The 20043-nt window shown below is 35.6% G+C and carries 18 protein-coding genes, 1 tRNA gene and 1 pseudogene; 13 read left to right on the top strand and 7 right to left on the bottom strand.

The window, feature by feature from the left end:
• The first annotated feature begins 81 nt into the window (after positions 1 to 81).
• Positions 82 to 900, top strand: a complete 819-nt coding sequence (locus ACMAYX_RS08480) for a C1 family peptidase (RefSeq protein ID WP_412471747.1) — start codon at positions 82 to 84, stop codon at positions 898 to 900.
• A gap of 2 nt (positions 901 to 902) precedes the next feature.
• On the opposite strand, the gene ACMAYX_RS08475 is transcribed toward ACMAYX_RS08480, so the two are convergent.
• On the bottom strand, positions 903 to 1880 hold the full coding sequence (locus tag ACMAYX_RS08475; RefSeq protein ID WP_412471748.1) for a 2-hydroxyacid dehydrogenase: 978 nt from the start codon (positions 1878 to 1880) through the stop codon (positions 903 to 905).
• Positions 1881 to 1970: 90 nt separating this feature from the next.
• Between ACMAYX_RS08475 and ACMAYX_RS08470 the strand changes: the two genes are divergently transcribed.
• Positions 1971 to 2354 (top strand): hypothetical protein, encoded by a 384-nt coding sequence (locus tag ACMAYX_RS08470; RefSeq protein WP_412471749.1) that lies wholly within the window; start codon positions 1971 to 1973, stop codon positions 2352 to 2354.
• A 5-nt stretch (positions 2355 to 2359) separates the two neighbouring features.
• Positions 2360 to 2444 (top strand): annotated as a pseudogene (locus ACMAYX_RS08465) (DUF188 domain-containing protein); the annotation flags it as partial.
• 306 nt (positions 2445 to 2750) lie between these two features.
• Here ACMAYX_RS08465 and ACMAYX_RS08460 read toward each other — a convergent pair.
• The gene (locus tag ACMAYX_RS08460; protein WP_412471750.1) at positions 2751 to 3806 is read right to left on the bottom strand and encodes a M4 family metallopeptidase; all 1056 of its coding nucleotides are present in this window, start codon (positions 3804 to 3806) and stop codon (positions 2751 to 2753) included.
• 290 nt (positions 3807 to 4096) lie between these two features.
• Here ACMAYX_RS08460 and ACMAYX_RS08455 point away from each other — a divergent pair, with 290 nt between their 5' ends.
• Positions 4097 to 5260 carry a S41 family peptidase gene (locus tag ACMAYX_RS08455; protein WP_412470287.1) on the top strand — a complete coding sequence of 388 codons (1164 nt, stop codon included), beginning with the start codon at positions 4097 to 4099 and terminating at the stop codon, positions 5258 to 5260.
• A gap of 202 nt (positions 5261 to 5462) precedes the next feature.
• Positions 5463 to 6386 (top strand): hypothetical protein, encoded by a 924-nt coding sequence (locus ACMAYX_RS08450; RefSeq protein ID WP_412471751.1) that lies wholly within the window; start codon positions 5463 to 5465, stop codon positions 6384 to 6386.
• Between the two features lie 550 nt (positions 6387 to 6936).
• On the opposite strand, the gene ACMAYX_RS08445 is transcribed toward ACMAYX_RS08450, so the two are convergent.
• Positions 6937 to 7013, bottom strand: a tRNA-Asp gene (locus ACMAYX_RS08445).
• 181 nt (positions 7014 to 7194) lie between these two features.
• Between ACMAYX_RS08445 and ACMAYX_RS08440 the strand changes: the two genes are divergently transcribed.
• Positions 7195 to 8280, top strand: a complete 1086-nt coding sequence (locus ACMAYX_RS08440) for an SO_0444 family Cu/Zn efflux transporter (RefSeq protein WP_103219178.1) — start codon at positions 7195 to 7197, stop codon at positions 8278 to 8280.
• Between the two features lie 30 nt (positions 8281 to 8310).
• Here the strand turns inward: ACMAYX_RS08440 and ACMAYX_RS08435 are convergent, their stop codons facing one another.
• Positions 8311 to 10452: a phospholipase D-like domain-containing protein gene (locus tag ACMAYX_RS08435; RefSeq protein ID WP_412471752.1), complete on the bottom strand. Its 2142-nt coding sequence runs from the start codon at positions 10450 to 10452 to the stop codon at positions 8311 to 8313.
• An 11-nt stretch (positions 10453 to 10463) separates the two neighbouring features.
• A complete protein-coding gene (locus ACMAYX_RS08430; RefSeq protein ID WP_103219180.1) occupies positions 10464 to 11744 on the bottom strand; it encodes a hypothetical protein in 1281 nt (426 codons plus the stop codon).
• Between the two features lie 243 nt (positions 11745 to 11987).
• On the opposite strand from ACMAYX_RS08430, the gene ACMAYX_RS08425 reads away from it, so the two are divergent.
• Positions 11988 to 12440 carry a hypothetical protein gene (locus ACMAYX_RS08425; RefSeq protein ID WP_103219181.1) on the top strand — a complete coding sequence of 151 codons (453 nt, stop codon included), beginning with the start codon at positions 11988 to 11990 and terminating at the stop codon, positions 12438 to 12440.
• A 56-nt stretch (positions 12441 to 12496) separates the two neighbouring features.
• Here the strand turns inward: ACMAYX_RS08425 and def are convergent, their stop codons facing one another.
• Positions 12497 to 13009 (bottom strand): peptide deformylase, encoded by a 513-nt coding sequence (gene def / locus ACMAYX_RS08420; RefSeq protein ID WP_103219182.1) that lies wholly within the window; start codon positions 13007 to 13009, stop codon positions 12497 to 12499.
• A 52-nt stretch (positions 13010 to 13061) separates the two neighbouring features.
• Between def and ACMAYX_RS08415 the strand changes: the two genes are divergently transcribed.
• The 5 genes from ACMAYX_RS08415 to ACMAYX_RS08395 all read left to right on the top strand — a co-directional run bounded on the left by ACMAYX_RS08415 (position 13062) and on the right by ACMAYX_RS08395 (position 18495).
• On the top strand, positions 13062 to 13538 hold the full coding sequence (locus ACMAYX_RS08415) for a low molecular weight protein-tyrosine-phosphatase (RefSeq protein ID WP_103219183.1): 477 nt from the start codon (positions 13062 to 13064) through the stop codon (positions 13536 to 13538).
• A complete protein-coding gene (greB, locus tag ACMAYX_RS08410) occupies positions 13519 to 14010 on the top strand; it encodes a transcription elongation factor GreB (RefSeq protein ID WP_103219184.1) in 492 nt (163 codons plus the stop codon). Before ACMAYX_RS08415 ends, greB begins: the two co-directional genes overlap by 20 nt.
• A gap of 1 nt (position 14011) precedes the next feature.
• The gene (locus ACMAYX_RS08405; RefSeq protein WP_103219185.1) at positions 14012 to 14386 is read left to right on the top strand and encodes a DUF6165 family protein; all 375 of its coding nucleotides are present in this window, start codon (positions 14012 to 14014) and stop codon (positions 14384 to 14386) included.
• 18 nt (positions 14387 to 14404) lie between these two features.
• The gene (locus ACMAYX_RS08400) at positions 14405 to 15196 is read left to right on the top strand and encodes a hypothetical protein (protein ID WP_103219186.1); all 792 of its coding nucleotides are present in this window, start codon (positions 14405 to 14407) and stop codon (positions 15194 to 15196) included.
• A gap of 116 nt (positions 15197 to 15312) precedes the next feature.
• Positions 15313 to 18495, top strand: a complete 3183-nt coding sequence (locus ACMAYX_RS08395) for an efflux RND transporter permease subunit (RefSeq protein WP_412470283.1) — start codon at positions 15313 to 15315, stop codon at positions 18493 to 18495.
• On the opposite strand, the gene ACMAYX_RS08390 is transcribed toward ACMAYX_RS08395, so the two are convergent.
• The gene (locus tag ACMAYX_RS08390) at positions 18492 to 19010 is read right to left on the bottom strand and encodes a hypothetical protein (RefSeq protein ID WP_146037919.1); all 519 of its coding nucleotides are present in this window, start codon (positions 19008 to 19010) and stop codon (positions 18492 to 18494) included. The genes ACMAYX_RS08395 and ACMAYX_RS08390 overlap by 4 nt on opposite strands.
• Positions 19011 to 19075: 65 nt before the next feature.
• Here ACMAYX_RS08390 and ACMAYX_RS08385 point away from each other — a divergent pair, with 65 nt between their 5' ends.
• Positions 19076 to 20041 carry a KpsF/GutQ family sugar-phosphate isomerase gene (locus ACMAYX_RS08385; RefSeq protein WP_392993097.1) on the top strand — a complete coding sequence of 322 codons (966 nt, stop codon included), beginning with the start codon at positions 19076 to 19078 and terminating at the stop codon, positions 20039 to 20041.
• Positions 20042 to 20043: the final 2 nt, after the last annotated feature.

Genomic DNA, 20043 nt, shown 5'->3' with positions numbered 1-20043 from the left:
AAAAGTAACTGATTCCTTAGAAGTCATTTGAAGAAGCTCTTCCTTTCTATTAAATTCAGCGAGAATAAAGAAGGGAAATTCATGAAAATCATAATCTTAAGCCTATTATTATCTCTTGGTGTTAACGCTGAAATGGTGTCGATTAGACAGTATCAAACTCCAGTTAAAAACCAAAAAGACAGAAATACATGTGCATACTTTGCGGTTACGGCCATGCTTGAGGGTGCCATTAAAAAGAGATTTGATATGGAATTCGATATTTCAGAGCAATTTCAAATCTACTATGGGAAAGAGCACTTTGGAGAGTACCCAAATGCTGAGCATGGGTACACTTACGAGATTGCACGTAATTTTCGCAATCAATACTTCTTTATCGAAGAGGCCCAGCTTCCTTATCAGATGAGTTATTTTGAAAATAATGGCCCTTGCTCGCAATTCGATCCATTTGATGAAAGCGCGCCGTCTTACTGCTTCTCTCATGCTCCAGTCGATACTGGCTCGCTTAAGAGAGTGAAGGTGGATGGGTTAGAAGTTAAAATGGTCACAAATCTGTGGAGCTCTTGGAAATCCAAAACTGATTTATACGAAGATGAGATTAGAAGTGGGAATGGCCTTGTTGCAACAGTTCTCGTTTATTCTCCTCTTTGGGAAAATGCCCATGTGACACTTCCTGATGAAGTTTTTGCAAAGTGTGAGTCTGGTGAAGTCGCCTGCTATGGCCATGCGATTCACTTTACTGGATACGACAAAGAAAAGAGAATCTTTCAATTCAAAAATAGTTGGTCAAGTGAGTGGGGTGATGAAGGCTATGGTTATATGTCTTATGACTATGTCATGAAACATGCAGTTGATCCCATCTCATTTAGATGGGATCGTTTTTTGGCCGATATCAGAAAATAATATCAAACGAGATATTTAAATTTTTGACTCTCTATTGAGTTAATACTTTCAAATGTTGTCTGTGCAATATTACTTAATGCCTCATGAGTTAAGAAAGCTTGATGAGAAGTAATTAGAACATTTGGAAAAGTCATTAACCTTGCTAGGTCATCATCTTGAAGTACGTCTTGAGAGTGATCATCAAAGAATAGATTTTCCTCTTCTTCATATACATCAAGACCTGCAGCTAATATCTTCTTTTCTTTCAAGGCTTTTATTAGGGCCTTTGTATCGACAAGCCCACCACGACTTGTGTTGATGAAGACGACACCATCTTGCATCTTCGAAATATTGGCATCATTAATGAGATGATATGAATTTTTATTAAGTGGAATATGAAGTGAGATGATCTTCGATTCTTTTAAAATCTCATCAAAGCCAACATACTCAACACCTAGATTCTCTAACTCAGAGTCTTTTGTTAAATCAAATGCCAGAACTCGACATCCAAAACCAAGGGCGATTTTACAAAAGGCCTTCCCAATCTTTCCTGTTCCAATAACACCAACAGTTTTCTTATAGAGATCAAAACCAACGAGGCCATCGAGGTTAAAATTATTCTCTCTAACGCGATTATACGCCTTATGAGTTTTTCTATTTAAAGTTAGAATCATTGCCATCGTATGCTCTGCAATTGCTTGAGGGGAGTATTCTGGAACTCTTGTAACAGGGATTTTTTTTGATTTAGCGTATTCCAAATCGACGTTATTAAACCCTGCACATCTTAGTGTGATGAGCTTAATACCAAAATCACTTAGCTGGTCTAGAACTTCTTTACTCACTTTGTCATTTGTAAAAACACATACGACATCGTGACCATTAGCAAGTGGAGCAGTTTCTTGATTAAGTTGCTCTTTGATAAAAGTAATATTGTGTCCACTCGCTTGATCTAATAAATATTTTTTTTCAAAATTGTGGGTACTAAAAACAATTATCTTCATACTTCCTCTCTTAGGCGGTAATAAATTATATGTAGTATATGATACAGATTTTGTTAATATTGTAACTTATAATCTTTAAATGGATTTTTAATGAAACAAATAATACTAACACTCTTATCTTTACAAGCATTTGCGCAAGTACCGGCGATTAGACCAAATAACTCTGTTATTATTGAAGATTTTTGTATTTGTAGCGAACAAAAAGATATTCGAGCATCAGCAGGTGAGAGTTGTACTCAAGTATGTCAGAATACTTCTTTTGATATAACAACAATGATTGCTAAAGCTAGCGTAGGAAAAGATATTTCTACCAACCCTGACTTAAGAGATCTTAACGGTTGGTGTTCTCATGATCTTGATAATGGAGCACTTAATCCAGCTTCATGCACATTAGTCGTAACTGATGAAGCAGGGGATCAGTTACGATTACTTCCAAAACATATAATGGCACGAATTCATTTGAAGTTATTTTAAACGACCTTGCTATTAACCCACGCGGAGAGCTCTATGATGAAGAGAATATTGGAGAGCGCCTTTCAATGAGAGATTTCATGCAAGAGCTGGCCGAGATGGAGTTGCTATTTCATTTTGTGATGACACAGAAAAGAACCTTTTAAAGGATATTGAGAAAACGATTAAGTATCAAATTCCTCAAGATAAGGATCACCCATTTCATGGTGTCGCAGGAGCTCCTACACAACCTCAAAATAATCGACGTCCAGAAAAGAAGAAGCAGGCTTCTTCAAGAAGTGGTGCGAAGTCTAAAGGCAACAAAACGAGTAAGTCGAATAATCAGCAAAGAAGTGCGAGACGCAGACGTGCTGCAAGTAAAGCGAAGTAGATTGAAATAGGTTAGTGGGATTGCTTCTTTTATGGCCCAATATGCTTCCATACAGAAAGCAGGGTTTTAAGTGTTTGCTTATGATTTAAGTCTTGGGCTTCATTTAAATATTTAACTGTTGCCAACTTTATATCCCTGATAGTTGAATTCTTATTAAGATATTTCATGTAAGCATTGAAAAAAACTTCAGTTGCAACCTCATATCCTACACCCTCAAATTCAGCTGTTCCCTCAGACAAGAGATAAAAAGCATTCGTTACTATGCCTGCATTATAATAAACATTAGGGCCATTAGGCTTGTATTCGTCAAAGTTACTTGCTTGACCATTTTGTTCTGGGTTTGAAATATCACGTAAGCAATTACCTTGACCAATATATGCTTCATGTCCTAACTGATAGCAATCTGCACTTGGATTATTTTTAAAGCAAACAAAAACCCCGATAATATCTGCAAATGCTTCATTGAGTGATCCCTGGTCACCTTCGGAAGCAAGTTCTATTGTATTTGCTAACAGCCCATGAGCAAATTCATGGGCAACGATTCCAATACTTGCAGACAAGTGTGTGTGATCTGAAATATCTGAACTCTGCCCGAATGTAATTATATTTTTATCTTTATCCCACCATCTTGCATTATCATTAAATGAGCCTTTTTTTAAAAGCACTGAAATTACTTCCGCGCCTTTATTATCAAAGCTATTAAATCCTAAGTGCTCTTTTACGATTCTTATTGTTTTTATAGTATTAACATGAGTATCTACGAGAGCAGGGTTTGAGAATAAGCAATTTTGTGATTGTACAATTTTTCCTGGTACTCCCCAAAAATCATCAGAGAGGAAATACAATGGATCATTGTTTAGGTTGCCATTGCTGTGACCTGTAGTAGTTGTAACTTTATATTCTTTGGAGTGAAGGTATTGTTGAGCACTATAAATATTTTCAACAACGTCAAACACCTGAATCTGACCACGAGAATCTTTACTATGACATGTGACCATACGGTGATCTTTAAACTGATTAGCAAAGTTATAAGGAAAAGCCTTAAGCGATATGAAAATAGTTACAAGAGCTAATAATTGATACATATGCTCTTATAAGGAATCTAAATATGAGTCGCAACTTATATAGTTATAATTTCAGTGTTTTGTAAAAACTACAGGAGTTCTTAATATAAATATTACAGTACCGAAAGCTTGACCTGCGGTGAGAGCGTAAGCTCTGATCGCTGAGTCTGCATAGGGTTGCGAAAGAATGGAACGAGTGTCAGCTTCGTGAGATTGCAGGGACGCGATACCGAGATGTAATTACAGTACTTTATGCTAAGTAAATAATTTGATTTATTAAGGAAAGCTGACGAAAAACCGATAATATTTATATGAGATTTTTCATTTTAACATTTTCATTTTTTTCAATATTAGTTTCTTGCTCTTCAACAAATAAGGAAGAGTATTCTTTGGTTTATGATCCATCAAAAAAAGTTAAAGCCCCCCCTATATTGAACAAGGAAAAAATAGATTTAGATGTAAACCTTGTTGAATATATTCTTAAAAATTCCTATTCAGGTTATTTTTTTAAAAATAAAAATAACGTAGAACTAGGAATTAAAAAATTAAAAGAATCTGTTGTAAATATTGAATCGATTAAACCAGGAGATTTTTGTAATGTATTAGGGGAATCATTTTCTCATGTTCAAGATGAGCATTTGACTTTTCAGTTTGGCCCTAGGAAATGTGCGAGAAATACATTCGTTGGAAATGTCGGTAAAAGAATCGATAGTGAAGAGAAGAGACTTTGGACGGTAAAAAAAGTTGTTGAAGGTAATAGTAACGTTCTCGTTATCACTATCTCTTGGTTTGCATCACCCTCTTCAAATAAATGGGATGGGATGCTTAGAGAAATTAAGACGCATTTAGATAAGATCGATTTTGTTGTCGTTGACCTAAGAGGTAATAGTGGAGGAGATGATACTATTGGATATCAGTTAGCAAAATTATTAACTGGTGGCTCTCAGTTTTCTACACCATATGCAAATCAATACAAAGTCGTTACAAGGCCAGGTCTAGAAAGTCGAGCGAACTTATCTTCTTTCTTGGCATATAATGCAGAATCAAAGAAACAAAAAGATTTTTTTTTAGACTTCATAAAAAGAGATAAGCAAAAATATACTAACTATAAAAAAGAGACCGCTATTGTAAATAAAGTGTTACCTAAAGTTGTTAAGGCCAAGGCATTAAAGCCAGTCGTGATTTTACAAGATCGTGCTTGTGCATCTTCATGTGAAAGTACAATAGACTTTTTTGAATATATTGATGATGTAACAAGAGTCGGTGAGAACACAGCTGGTCAGGTTCAATTTGGTAATCTTGGGTTTGTCGTACTTCCTGAAAGTCGCATTCAGATAAATATACCTTCAACATTTAATAGCTATAGAGATAACAGATTTATAGAGTCTATAGGTATAAAGCCCGATGTTAATGTTCCAAAGGGTCAAGATGCATATGACTTTGCAATAACATATATGAAGAATAGACGTAAGTAATAGAATGTACGGTTAGTTATTAGAATTCCCACTATTTACGACTATTTCAATAATCTGATCATCAAAACCATCAGATTCTTATGTATACTTTTTAGACACTTTTACTTTCTCTATAAAAATTCTTCAATAGGACTGTCTCTCGATCAAGATAATCTATAAAATTGATTAGTATTCACATTTTTACTTTAGCCGAGGAGACACTATGAACAAGATTATTATTGGTTTTTCACTACTTTTAACATTACCAAGCGTTTCAGCTCAAGCAACACCTGTGTTGACATTTGACTCACTAGTAAACCCTGCAAAAGTAAAGCTTGTAGAAGAAAAAGTAACGAACATATTAACTACATCATTAGAGCGATCTAAAGTCTTAAAAGAAAACAATGAATCTGATTATAGAGACCTTGTTGAGCATATTAATATATCATTCAATGGAGAACTTAAGCTTCTTCTAAAAAATAAAATCAAAACTGTATACGAAAGAAGAAAGAATACTTACACAGCAGATGAATCACTAGAAAGTGATATTGCAGAATTCTTCCAGGAGATTAATGAAATTCATTCAGAAATGTCTGAACTTAGAACTAAGTCTGAAGGAGTTAATGGATGGGAAAAAGATGTCGAGAATAGAACTCACAAGAAAATTGCACAGCTTTGTAAATCTAAAACTTCAAACCTTTGCAATACCTTAGAGAGCCTAATCAGAGGTAGAACATTACATGCAGGTAATAAATGTATTTCGACTTCTCTTTCAAACTGTACTATTGATATTATTAAAGACATTGCTCGTTTAGAAGACAAGCCAGTACGTGAGTACGATAAATCTAAATATATTCCACATAGAAGTATGTATCTTCTTCCGATTAGTTTCCTATCAGAAAATAGTTATATTGATTCTTTAAAAGAAATTCATAGAAATAAGACAGAGATCAAAGTGTCTCATAGTACTTTCTTCAATAACACTATTTCTTATTCAGCTGAGGAAGTAAGTTTCAAGCTTAGTCGTAATGGAGCTTCTAGAGTTATATTTGGAGGCCAATATAGTAAAGTAGAAGATTCATTAGGGTATTTTTATGAACTATACTCTCAAAAAGAAACAACGCCGAATATGTCAGCTTCATATTAATCAAGAAAAAGTTATATAGAACTTAAAAACAGTGCTTTAGGGTACTGTTTTTTTTGTTTTTACTCGAAAAGAATTTTTATCAAATTCATTAAGAAGAACCCTTTAAAGGGGAGACTAATGATTTTGCCATACTGGCATTTCTTATTTGAAATTTAGTGATATTGAAAATGTTAGTGGGATTACTTAGTTGGTTACCCGAATCGTCCCATCATCGTGTATACGTATAAATGTAGCTTGGAAATTTTGCGGAGAACCCTCTCTCCCTCGCATCCTGCTCGGTCGTGCAGGGTTGTTCCGCGCAAAATGCCTTCGTGGCATTTTTCGCGTCCAAAAAAAAAGTCGAGTGGGTTCTTACCTGCGGTGAGAGCGTAAGCTCTTAACGCTGAGTCTGCATAGGCTTGCGAAAGAATGGAACAAGCGTCAGCGCCGTGACATTGTGACCAGAGTTGCAGAAGCAAAAAATTGGCAAAAAAAAAGCCGAGTGGGTTAACTCGGCTTTTAATATCTTAGTCTCCGAAGAGATTAAAACTTGAATGTTACGAAATGAAAATGGCGGGAGCGAAGGGACTCGAACCCTCGGCCTTCTGCGTGACAGGCAGACGTTATAACCAACTTAACTACGCCCCCGCATTTCGTAAGACTTAATATAGGGATTTCGGTTTCATTCGTCAATAGAAAAATTTAAAAAAAGTTCAATTTTTTTTAGCCTGTCTATAAAATTTGTCTATGGTTGTGTGAAAAAGCCAGTAATAAAGGACGTTTCAGAATAATTCTGCTAAGATTGGTCAACGAAAAAAAGGTAAATTTTATGAGTTTTTTAACGTCACTTTGGAATTATATATTAGTATCGGCTCCGTTTTTAATGTTTGGGCTTCTTGCTGCAGGAGTTATTAAAGCTTTTATCTCTGTTGAGCGCATAAAGAAGGCAATGGGTGGTAAGGGATTAAAGGGAGCGGTAAAAGCCTCTGTCTTAGGTATTCCACTTCCTCTTTGTAGTTGCGCTGTTATTCCTACTGCGGCCACATTAAAAAAGCAGGGGGCTTCAAATTCGGCCACTTCTGCGTTTTTGATTGCAACACCTGAGTCTGGGGTTGATTCAATAGCCATGACTTATGGAATGATGGATATCCCAATGACGATCATCCGCCCAGTCGCTGCTTTTGTGTCGGCGTTTGTTGCTGGTGCTCTTCAATTAGTTTTTAAAACAGATAAAGATGTTGAACAGGTTAGTGGGGAAGTTAAGCCTAGTTGTTGTGGAAGTTCAAAAAAGAAAGATGAAAGTGTTATTGTAAAGCAAAGCTTTGCAAAGAAGGCGCAAGCTTCTGTTCACTTTGGATTTGTTGAGCTTGTTGATGATATGGCCATCTGGCTTGCCTTTGGTATTGTGGCCGGAGCATTCATTGACTTTGCACTTCCTGCTAATTTCTTTGATGGCCTTTCTGGTTGGGGTGGAAGAGGGGCAATTCTACTTGTAGGGATTCCTCTTTATATTTGTGCATCAGCGACGACACCTATTGCAGCTTCTCTTGTAATGAAGGGAATGAGTCCTGGTATGGCATTACTTTTTCTTTTAGTAGGTCCAGCGACGAATATCTCAAATATTTTAGTTATCGGGCAGTATATTGGAAAAAAAGGTGTTGTGATCAACCTTCTTTCAATTGCTCTTGTTGCGCTAGGTTTTTCTTTCTTAACGGACTACCTTTACAGTGCATTTTCATGGCCTCTTAACTTTAATGTTTCTCATCACAATCACGAGACATCAAGCTGGTGGGAAGTTTCATTAGCGGTAGTCTTTACACTTCTACTTCTTCGCTCACTACTATTTGTCGAGCTACCTAAGAGAGTAAAGAAATATTTTGAAGATAAAGGAAATTCAGGTAGCTGTTGCGGTTAACAGCTACCTGTTTGAATATAGAACTCTTTATTATTTGTGGCGTTTTTCGATATCGTCTTTTGACTTATAGATCATACTTCCAAGAGCATTGATAATTGCAGATGAGCGTTTTCCAAAAGCAACCCCTTGAACATTTGCCTCAAAATTTTCGATATCAAAGATCTCCATCTTTTCTGAGTCGTGCCAGTCTCGACTAAAGCGTCTTTCAAAGCTTGCTACTTCTTTCTTATCAAAGATCTGTGCACCAAATTCTCTAAATGAACCTTGGAGAGTATCTGGATTAATATTTGATGAACCACCTAGAACAGTGATTCCATCAATCGATGTAATCTTTCTATGGTTTTCTTGGTGATACTCTTTAGTTGAGCCGTCTGGAAAGTTTGCTGTAATACCATAAGTCTTACGTGCACGTACTTGAATTCCTGCATCAACAAGCTTTTTAACGAATAGGGTATTTGGGAGGCCGTTCATTCCAAAGTTTCCGTTGTGATCGATAACTAGCTTAATATCGAGAAGAGGGTTCTGTCTCTTGGCCTTTACAAGGGCATCGATTACATATGAGTCATATAGGAATAGCTGTTCCATAAAAATATTCTTTTCTGCCTTTGAGATCATATCAACGAGGATATTTCGAACATTCTTAATTGTTCCATCAACATCGGCTTCGGCAAGGCGAATAACGGAGTCACCTTTAATTTCATATTTTTCTTTCTTGATTCGCATATCTTCTAAGATTTGATCTTTTTGAGAGAGGTAGGCACGGTTATCAAAACCTTGTTCTTTATAGTAGAAACCTACTAGCTCTTTTGGGTCTTCCGTAAGTGCCGCTTGAAGATCGCGGTAGTAAGAAGCTTGAACAAGTCCTGCTGCAGCACCTGTTACGTAGATAGCATCATCGTAGTAGTAACCACCACTATGGTCAGTCCAGTTTTTTGAACCAAAATATGCTTGTGCATTTTCAGTGTTTCCATCAACGACAATTACTTTAGAGTGATCAATTTTTGATTCAAAATATGTACTACCTGACTCAAAATATTTGATCGCTTCAGCAGTTTTTGGGATTAGTTTTGTAATTCCAAAAGGGATACCTGGAGGGTGACGCTGAATATTTGCCTGAAGTAATGAGACACTTTTCTTTAAAACAGGGTCTTTTTCACGACGCTCTTTAATGTATTCAAAGATCGGCATCATCTCATCTAACATATTATAGTTAGTGGCATAGTCGTGTAGTAGGACAACTTTAAAATTAGAATTTTCTTTAAGCTTCTCTTTCGTTTGATCTAAAAGATACTCTGATAGAGTTGCTCCAAGAGTTCCTCCGAAGAGAAAAATATCGATAAAGATTGAGTCCTTAGAACTTGCAATCATATCACGAATCTTAATGTAAATCGGATCCTGTTGAAAAATGATATTTCCTGTAGGATCTTCAGGTGTTGGCATCTTAATATAATCAGAATCGAAGTCTAGAGTCCCACCTGCAAAGATAACTCTTTGATTCAGCCAATCGATACGCTCTAGCGAACGCTCGTTCTCCGAGACGATTTCTGTTTTATTTGAAGGAACAAAACCAAGCGCTGAAAGAGAGTAGTTATTAATATCACTAAATGTTTCTGAAAAATCAATTGTTGCAATTTCATTCTCTTTAATACTTTCGATTACATCTTTACTGCTTGCGATTTTCATGGCCTGTAGCTTTAATGTTGGAAAATAAGTTGAAATAGAATTTGATGTGATTCCTTTTCTCGTGATCTTTGTAAGAAGCTCTTGTGCAGCTTTTTTATCCTTATCCTTCGTTAGAGGATTATCAATAAAGTCTCTGAGTATAAATAGTTTATAGGCCAGGAAGTAGTAGAGAACTTTACCAAGCTCTTTTTCATTTGGAGAAACTTTTGTCCAGTAAGTAACAGGCATTGCTATTTTATTTGGCAAAACTTCGTCAATATTCTTTAAGAACTTTACTGCTTGTTTCTCTTTCGATTTATCGAGCTCTTTTATCGCATCAAAGAAAGTCGGAGCATGAGCATAGTCACGTTTTCCATAGACTGATTCGTAAGACTCTAGAAATAGTTTTTGTGAGTCGAGACGGTCTTTGATATTAAAGCTTGCTGCAAATGATTGCGTAGCAAGAGTTGAAAGTAGAGCTGTTGTTAATAATTTCTTTGTCGATTTCATTGTCGATCCTATTATTTAATAAATTTCTCTAGATTAAGTTTTTGTACAAGAAAGTCTGTATTTTCTTGTAGAAGAGTTTTTCTGATTGCATCTTTAACATGCATTCTTAAATCAAAATCTCTTGGGTTTGTCGTAATGCGACTCTTGCTCGTAAACTTCTTGTCTTTATGACTGTAAACTAAAGTTTTTAGCTCACCGTTGAAGTTTGTACGGATTGTGCCATTAGAGTAGTCTCCTTGAAATTTGAATTTGGAAGTTCTAATGTCGTTCTTTTTATCAAATACACTAAAAAGTCTTTTGAAGAAGCTATCGTACTTCTTATCAAGGGAAACAATCTCGCCAAAGTGAAAGATCGTTTTAGTTTTCTTAGGAACCAAGCTATCAAGATTGTATTCATAGATTGTATCAACAGTAAGAACTTGTGGTTCTTCATTCTTTGCTTCAAATTCCTGCTCTGTGATATTCAAATATTTTGATTTAAATGAATCTATTTTTAAGTCTGTAGGGTAGTTGATACGATAATACTTACGAAGTCGTACATATCCCTTTATTCCATTCTTTTTTGGATTGGGAATAGGCTGAGATATCTTCCAGTCTGTATCAATTAGCTCTGATGTCAGTGTAATTGCCCCACCGATATATTGATAAATATCGTTAGAAATTGGGATTTGTGTATCTAGGACACGATGTGAGAAATTCTTATTATAAGTTTGGAAAGCTTCATAAAGTGATCCTTGAGTCTCAAGGTTTATAAGTTGATTTGTTTGTAACTCATCCTTATATGAAACAGAGTCTTTATTGTAAGGTGTAAACATAATATCGAACTCAAAATTAGAATCGATAAGCTTATGAACTTTAACTGTATAAACAAAAGTATTGAGGAATTCTTTTGTTAATTCAGGAAGTAGTTCCGATTTTAAAGTCGTCCCTTCCTTATTTCCTTTTTCGATAAGTCTTTTGAATCCAGCACTAAGGCCTTTTTCAATTGCTTCTTTACCGTTTTTTGTGAAGTATTTAGCGCCTTTGTCTGACCAGAAGTCTACAGACATCTTGTAGTCGACATTTCCATTGAAGTCTTCATAGATGACATACTCTTCAAAAGGGAATAGTTGTGGGAACTCTTTGTATTCGCCAGGAACTTTTTGAGACGCTGGAGCTCTTCGTTCATGGATTTTTTCTTTCGAATAGACGTTATCAAACTTAGATGTTGAAAAGAATTGATATGCAACAAATGCATTAACACTAAGTACGCACGCTAAAGCAATAAAACTTTGTTTCTTACCTTCACTCATAGTATGTCTCTCTCATTAGTATTTATCCTTCTTATCTTGTCGGATTTTAAATGCAAAAACTTTACTTTAAATTCGTAATCTCTTGAAAATACTTGATAGAAGTAAAGTCAGACTCTATCACTTGTAAAAATAGCGAGTTGTTTTTTATAAAATCTCGCTCGACATATTACCTTTATTTAAGTTTAGAAAAATCTAGTTGGGCGTTATCGTTATTTACAACCAAAAAAAACATGGAGGAAAAAAATGAAAAAGGTAATTCTAAGTCTACTTCTTGCAACAGGTCTTTCTTTTAATGCGTCTGCAGCAGTTGGTATGTTAACAGGTAACTGCTACATCGCTTATACTGGACTACTGGCAATGAAAGTAGGTGTTGGTTACTCAGTAAAAGCAATCTTCTCAGGTGACCAAAAAGATTGGGCAAAAGCCGCTAAGATTGGTCTTGCTGGATTAATTGTTCTTGATAATGAAGGACTAGCAGAGTTTGGTCCTGTGTATGGAACAATTAAAGGTGTGAGTGCAGATCAAATTGCTATCTACAACTCTGAAGTTGAAGAAGCAAATTTAATCCTTGAAGAAGTTGTTGCTCAAATGGATCGAGACACTTCTGTAGCAGAGACTAAAGAAATTTGGGCACGCTACGAATCATCACTATCTCCTGAAACATTAGATGTAATGCGTGCAATTGTTTCAGAATAATAAATAAAACCTTCTACAAAAAGAAAGGCCCTCTTTATTAAGAGGGCCTTTTTATTTTATAAATTTTCTTCGTAAACGAGCTTTTTTATATCCTTTACATTATCTACGTAAAGTTTCCCATATAGATGGTCGATCTCATGTTGAAAAACTGTTGCTAAAAAGTCTTGTGCTTCAAAAACGACTTCCTCTGCCTTTTCATTTAAATATGTCACACGAATATGATTTGGTCTTTCTACATATCCTCTCAGTCCAGGAACCGAAAGACACCCTTCCCAATATCCATCTTCTTGTTCTGTTAAGAACTCAATTCTTGGATTGAAAATAATGAGCTTTCCACTTGGTGTTGCATCTTCGTATCGTGAATCCTCAGGTACATCAATTATTGTAACTTTCTTAGAAACACCAATTTGGGGAGCAGCAATTCCTATTCCACCTACTGCTAGCATTGAATCATTCATATCTTCTAGAAGTTGCTTTGTCTCTTCACTAAGAATTTCTTCTTTAGTAAAATCTTGTGCTATTTCTCTTAGAACTGGATCTCCCATTGTTCTGATTCTTTGTACTGTCATAATTTTATTCCTTTAAATTTACTTTCACCCTCGATTCTATCATAATTTCGTAATGAAAATCTTATTTGTTTGTCTTGGAAATATATGTCGTTCACCGGCCGCTGATGGGGTACTTCTACATCGTATTCAGGAGCTGGCCTTAGAAGAACAGATTCAGGTTGATTCTGCAGGTACTAGTGCCTATCACGCAGGAGAAGGTGCCGATAGACGTATGCAGGAGCATGCCTTGAAAAGAGGATATAAGCTTCCAAGTATTTCAAGAGGTTTCACAAAAAGAGATTTTGAAGAGTTTGATCTTATCGTTGCTATGGATAAGTCTAATTATCGAAATATTTTAAAACTTGACCCTGAGGAAAATTATAAAAATAAGGTTAAATTATTTTGTAGTTTTTGTAGTGGTCCATATACTTCATATGAAGAAGTACCCGATCCATACTTTGGTGGTGCAAGAGGCTTTGAGGAAGTGATGGACCTCGTTGAAAATGGAGTAGAAGGAATTCTAAGTCAATATGGCAATAAAGAAAGATAATTATATTACTCCCAAAGGCTTTGCAAAGCTTGAAGAAGAGTTAAATTTTTTAATGAAAACTGAAAGACCAGAGATAACTGAAACAGTTAAATGGGCTGCTTCACTTGGAGATCGATCTGAAAATGCTGATTATCAGTATGGAAAGAAGAGGTTGCGTGAGATCGATCGTCGCATTCGCTTTCTAAATACAAGAATCAATGCCGCCTTAATTGTTGATCCTCTCTCTGTCACAACTGATAAGATTCAATTTGGTGCAACGGTTACCTTAGAAGATGAGAATGGAAAAGAGAAGAAATATTCAATTGTAGGCGTCGATGAAGTGGACACGACAAAAGGATATGTCAGTTGGAAGTCTCCAATTGCTAGGGCCATGATTGGAAAAGAAGAAGGTGATGAGGTTATTGTTCAGGCACCAGGGGATGATTTTGAGTACACTATTATAGAAATTAATTATATTGATATTGAGGTATAAGATGATTATTGAATGTCCTGTTTCACTTGGTGAGCTCGTTGATAAGATGACTATCTTAAAAATTAAGACAGAGCGTATAGAAGACAATGAGCGCGTATCTTTGGCACAGGCCGAATATGATGAATTAGCGAAAACTTTGGCCGAACTAAATTTAGAAGGAATAGAATCTTTTATGAGTGAGCTTAAAGAGATTAATGAGAGGCTCTGGGTAATTGAAGATGATATCCGTCTTAAGGAAAAAGAAGCAGACTTTGGTGAGGAGTTTATCTCTCTGGCACGTAGTGTCTATAAAACAAATGATTTAAGATTTAAGGTTAAAAATTCAATCAATATGAGTTACAATTCAGGCATAAAAGAAGTCAAATCATATAAATAAATAACAAAAGAGTATTTAATGTCGAAAATTCCAACGAATTTAAAGTACGAACTTTATGAAAAGTCAGTCCAAAATCACGAAGTTGATATTGAATTTATCAACAAAGAATATAAGAAGATTTTTGGCCGCTCTCCAAGATCTCTACGTGAAGACTTTGGTGGTACAGCTGCAATGGCCTGTGACTGGGTAAAAGAAGGGAAAGATCGTGAAGCTTGGGGTATTGATCTTGATGAAGAGCCACAGGCATATGGAATGGAAAATCACTACTCTCGTTTAACAGAAGAAGAAAAAACACGTATGCATTATATTAATGGAAACGTGCTTGATGATTATGAATTTAAAGCTGACGTTACGGTTGCTTTTAATTTTTCGTATTTCATCTTCAAAGAAAGAAATGTTCTTCTTAATTATTTTAAACAAGTAAAAAAGAATATGGGACCTGAAAGTATCTTTATGGTGGATATCTTTGGTGGTGAAGAATGTCGTCAAGAGCTAGAAGAAGAGACTGAGCACGATGATCACACTTACTACTGGGATTGTGATAGCTACAATCCATTAACAGAGGAAGTTCAGTACTATATTCACTTTAAAACACATAAAGATGGAAAAATGTATCGTAAGGCCTTCTCATATGATTGGAGACATTGGTCAATTGGCGAGATCAAAGACATCATGAAGGATGCTGGATTTGAAAATATCATTACTTTCTGGGAAGGTGAGGATGATGATGGTTCAGGTGATGGTATCTTCTATCGTTCAACTGTTGAAGAGAACTGTGAGTCTTGGGTGACTTATATCATGGCCTACTAACGTATTTTCAATGCCTTAGTTAGTGTAAATTCGACAGAATTTCTTAAAACCTAAATAAATTCACATTTTTAGTGCTACAAGCTACTGTTTTTAAAATCTAAATAGGACAGTAGCTTGTGAAAAAACTAGTTTCATACTTTGTAGGAAATAGCTTTCTAGTAAACTTATTAAGTATCATGATGGTGCTCTTTGGGATTATCTCCCTTGCCCATATGAAACGAGATCTAATTTCAAATTGGTCATCAAAGAGAATTCAAATCACTGCCACATTGACTGGTGCAGGTGCATCTCAAATTGAAAGGTTTTTAACTTACCCAATTGAGCGTGCAATTAAAGGTAGTGCTGGTATCGATAAAATTTGGTCAAACTCGCAACAAGGGTATATGCGTATCAATGTTGATGTGAAAGATGAGTTTGAGGAAATAGGTGATTTAGAGACTCGAATTAAAGATGCTATTGAAACAATCCGTGGAGATCTTCCATCTGAAACTAAAGATATTGTCGTTCGCCATATTAAGCAAACAGATTCTTGGTTTAATTATTATGCAATTTTAAATTTTGAACAAAGTAATGACTTACACCAGAACTGGTTATTGAAAATAGAAGAAGAGCTTGAAAGAGTCGATGGAGTATCAAGAGTCGATACATATGGATATACAAAAGATCTTTATATTAAACTTAATGTCGATAATATGGCCCGCTATAGAATAGCGCCATCAGATGTTTATAATAAGATTAAAGAAACTTTTAGAATTTACCCTTTAGGAAGTATCCGTAAAGGAAGTGATTCTTATTCGATTGAAATTGAAAACTTAAACTACGATATTGAATCACTTAATAATCTTTTGATTCGTTCAAATAATTCAAGCCATACTTTGCGTCTAAGGGACTTAGCAACTCTTGAGTATCGCTTACCTAAAATTAAACGATCTAATTACATAAATGGGAAGCCAGGGATTAACTTTAATATCTTTAAAGATGTTGAAGCCGATTCAATTACACTAAAGGAAAAACTAGAAGAGAAGCTTAAAAAGATTAATGAGCAAGCTCCTGAAGGTGTGAATATCATAAGTGTTGAAGATGGTCCGGCATTCATTGAAAGACAAATTAATGCTCTACAATCAAATGCTCTAATGGGAATCGTTCTTGTTTTGATCACGCTTTGTTTATTTTTAGGTTTTAGAACTGCAATTATGACTTCTCTTGGGATGCCTCTTGCATACTTTTTTACATTTACAGTTCTTGAAACAATGGGGATTTCAATTGATCTAATCTCTGTTGTAGGGATGCTTCTTGTTATTGGGATCCTAGTTGATGATGCTATTATTATCTCTGAACAGTATATGCAAAATCTTGAAAACGGTGCCAGTTCAAAAGATGCGGCCGTAGGTGCTGTTCTTTCGACTTGGAAACCTATTTGTGGAACTGTTGCAACGACACTGATTGCCTTTGCCCCAATTCTTGTTGGGAAGGATTCAATGTCAAATATCTTAATGGCGATTCCTGTTGTGGTTTTCTCGGCGCTTCTTTTAAGTTTATTTGAAAGTTTCTTTATCCTTCCAAACCACTTAAAGCACTTTGTAACAAAAGCAAATGCACATCATGAGTCTAATTACTTCCAGCGCTTTAAAAGAGGGTATCTTAAATTACTCGATGGAGCACTAAGATGGCGCTATATTGTTTTAACAGGTTTCATTGTGGCAATGATTGGCTCAATAATCTTTGCGAGCAAGAATATTAACTTCAATTTCAATTTAAATATTTCTTCTGAAACAGTTGAATTTGTCGGTACTTTGAAAGAATCAAAAAATCTTGAAGACTCATATAAACAACTGACTCCTGTAGAAGAGGTTATGAGTAAGATTGACAAAAATAAGTATAATAACTACCAATTCTCAATTGGACAAAATTATACAAATGGTAAGAAGCAAGAGGGGCCACAGTATTTTAGTTATAGAGTTTCTTTTTCACAGCTTGATAATAATGTTGAAGCCAACAAGAAAGATGTACAAGACTTCCTTAAGGAACAACTAAAAGAGCTTGAGAAAACTGGTAAGTTTGAAAGGCTAGAGGTTAAGATTGCAAAGGGTGGAGATGATGAAAGTCGTGAAAACCTTGTCGAAGTAACAATTCAATCTCTTTCTCCATTTAATGTTGAAGAAGTGACAGAGTATACTAAAAAATCGATTGAGGATTTAAAAATTGAGGGAATTAAATCAGTTGATCTTGATGATTCGCTTTTTAAAGACGCTTGGATTTTTACACCTCATAAAAATGAGATTCAATCACGAGGACTTTCTCTGGCTCAAGTCTCAAGTCAATTAGTTCAGTTCATTAGTAAGAATGAAGTTTATGAGTATACAAGTGGTAATCGAAAGATTCGCTTTTTAACTTATGCAGCTGATGGCGATGATCTAAATTTCGAAGAACTAGGTAACCTTCCTGTCGTTCTGGCAAATGGTGAGATCATAAAGTCATCTGATATTGGAGTTTGGAAAAAAGAAAAGAAGCAATCGACAATTAGGCACTCAAATTTAATGAGAAAAGTTGTTGTTGATCTTCCGTTTGATAAAGAAATTATTAAAAAAGAAGTTCTAATTAAGAAGGTTGATCTACTAACTCAAAAGCTTTCAAAGAAGTATCCCGATTTAATGTTTAATGCACAGGATGCTGATGAGCAGTCGAGAAAGAATAAGAGTTCAATGGTTAAGAAATTTGCTTTTGCTCTTCTTGGTATCTTCTTTATTTTAGCGATTGTTTTAAGAAGTATTATGCAGCCGATCTTAATCTGTTCGGCCATTCCTTTTGGAGTGATAGGTGTTATCTGGGCATTCTACTTCCAAGGACTCGACATTAGTTTAATGGCGATTATTGGTATTATTGGTATGGCCGGAGTTGTTGTAAATGACAGCTTACTTCTTGTTGTTACAATTAATGAGAAAAGAAGTGATTGGTTTAGCTTTCATCGTCCAGAGATTTTAGAAGGGGCAGGAAGTCGTCTAAGAGCGATCATATTAACAAGTATTACAACACTTGGTGGTGTATTCCCAATGGCATATGCAATCGGTGGAGATGCCGGATTTACGAAAGGCCTTGCCATGAGTATGGGGTGGGGACTTCTATTTGCGACAGTTTTAACTCTTGTGGTTCTTCCATGTATGCTTCTTATCCAAAGAGACTTCATGGTTTTCTTTAAGCGCAAAATTTTAAGAATGAATAGAGTAGAAGAAGTTGAAGAAGATATTGATGATGTTGTTATCGTGACAAATAAATTAGAAGAAGAAAGTGTTATTCATTAGAATAACTCTTTCTCTGCTTCTTTCGCTTTTTGTTCTTCAATCTTTTTAATCATTGATTCACGTTTTAGAATACGTTCAATTCTATAGAGGATAGTTTTCTCTAGAATTCCATCCGAACGTACAAGGCGCCAACCTTGTAGAAAATCTTTTTCAATCATTTGGCGTCGGTAAATTGAAACCTTAGAAACTTCTTGTTTTCCGCGATATCCTTTAATGACATTGATAACTAATTTAAATTGGGCCGCTTTAACCATCTCTTTTGAGCCGAAGGCATCGGAGAAGTTAATTTGACTCGTGTTGTTGATCCAACGTGTTTTTACGACTCCAGCTTCTTGATTTTTTACTGAAATGTCATACTGTTGCATGATCTCAAGAACAGCTTGCCATGTCTGGTTAAAATTCGACTTATAAGTTTTTGAAGGTATTTCTGATTCTTCAACTAATTGTTCAAATTGTTCATATGAACTACAACTAAATAGCAGGGAAAAAAGCACTATTATTTTTAACATTTTCATATAATTATAATAACATAGTCGTAGACTCGATCGAGATAGAAAAATTGACACTAAAGGAGATGGTAGTGGAGCATTTTGGTCAGATGAAGGAAGTTTTAAAACTTGAAGCTGATTCAATTCTAAGAGTAATAGATCTTTTAGATGAGAAGATGTGTAACAAACTGACTGGTGTCTTCGAATATCTGCATGCTCATAACGGCCAGATGGTTTTATGTGGCGTTGGTAAGTCAGGCCTTATTGGAGAGAAACTATCTTCAACATTTAGCTCTCTTGGCCTTCGCTCAATTTTTCTTCATCCAACTGAGGCCCTTCACGGAGACCTTGGGAGAGTTAGTGAAAACGATGCCATTATCTTTTTATCAAAATCTGGTACCACAAGTGAGATCTTAAAATTAATACCATTTCTAAGAATAAGAAAAGAGAACCGTATTGCTCTAGTAGGTGATTTAACAAAACAAATTGCACTTGAGTGTGGGATTTCTTTTGATTGCTCGGTAGAGCGCGAAGCCTGTATTAACGATCTTGCCCCAACTACTTCATCAACTGTTGCTCTGGCAATGGGAGATGCCATTGCTGTTGCCTATGAGAAATTTGTGGGTCTATCACGTGAAGGGTTTGCTATTAATCACCCTGGTGGGAAATTGGGTAAGTCTCTTACGATGAAAGTAAAAGATTTAATGTGGGTGGCGAAAGAGTGCCCAATCCTTAAACCATCAAATCTTTTAAAAGATGCCGTTCTTGAAATGACGAATAAACCTCTTGGGGCCCTTGCTGTTATTGAGAATAATAGCTTTAGTGGAATTCTTGTCGAAGGTGATATCAGACGCTCGATTGCTAAAAATGCTAATGCACTTGAAACGGCTCTTAGCGAGATTATGACGAAAGAGCCTAAGAAAGTTTCTTCTGATGACCTTGCTATCGATGCCCTAACATCAATGGAGCAAAATAAGATTTATGTACTCCCTGTGATTGATGGAAATGAATTCAAGGGATTCATTCGAATGCATGATCTTCTTAAAGAAGGTTTTTAATT

Source organism: Halobacteriovorax sp. RT-2-3, from assembly GCF_047085075.1.
Lineage (GTDB): Bacteria > Bdellovibrionota > Bacteriovoracia > Bacteriovoracales > Bacteriovoracaceae > Halobacteriovorax_A.
This window is presented reverse-complemented; position numbering and strand designations above follow the sequence as displayed.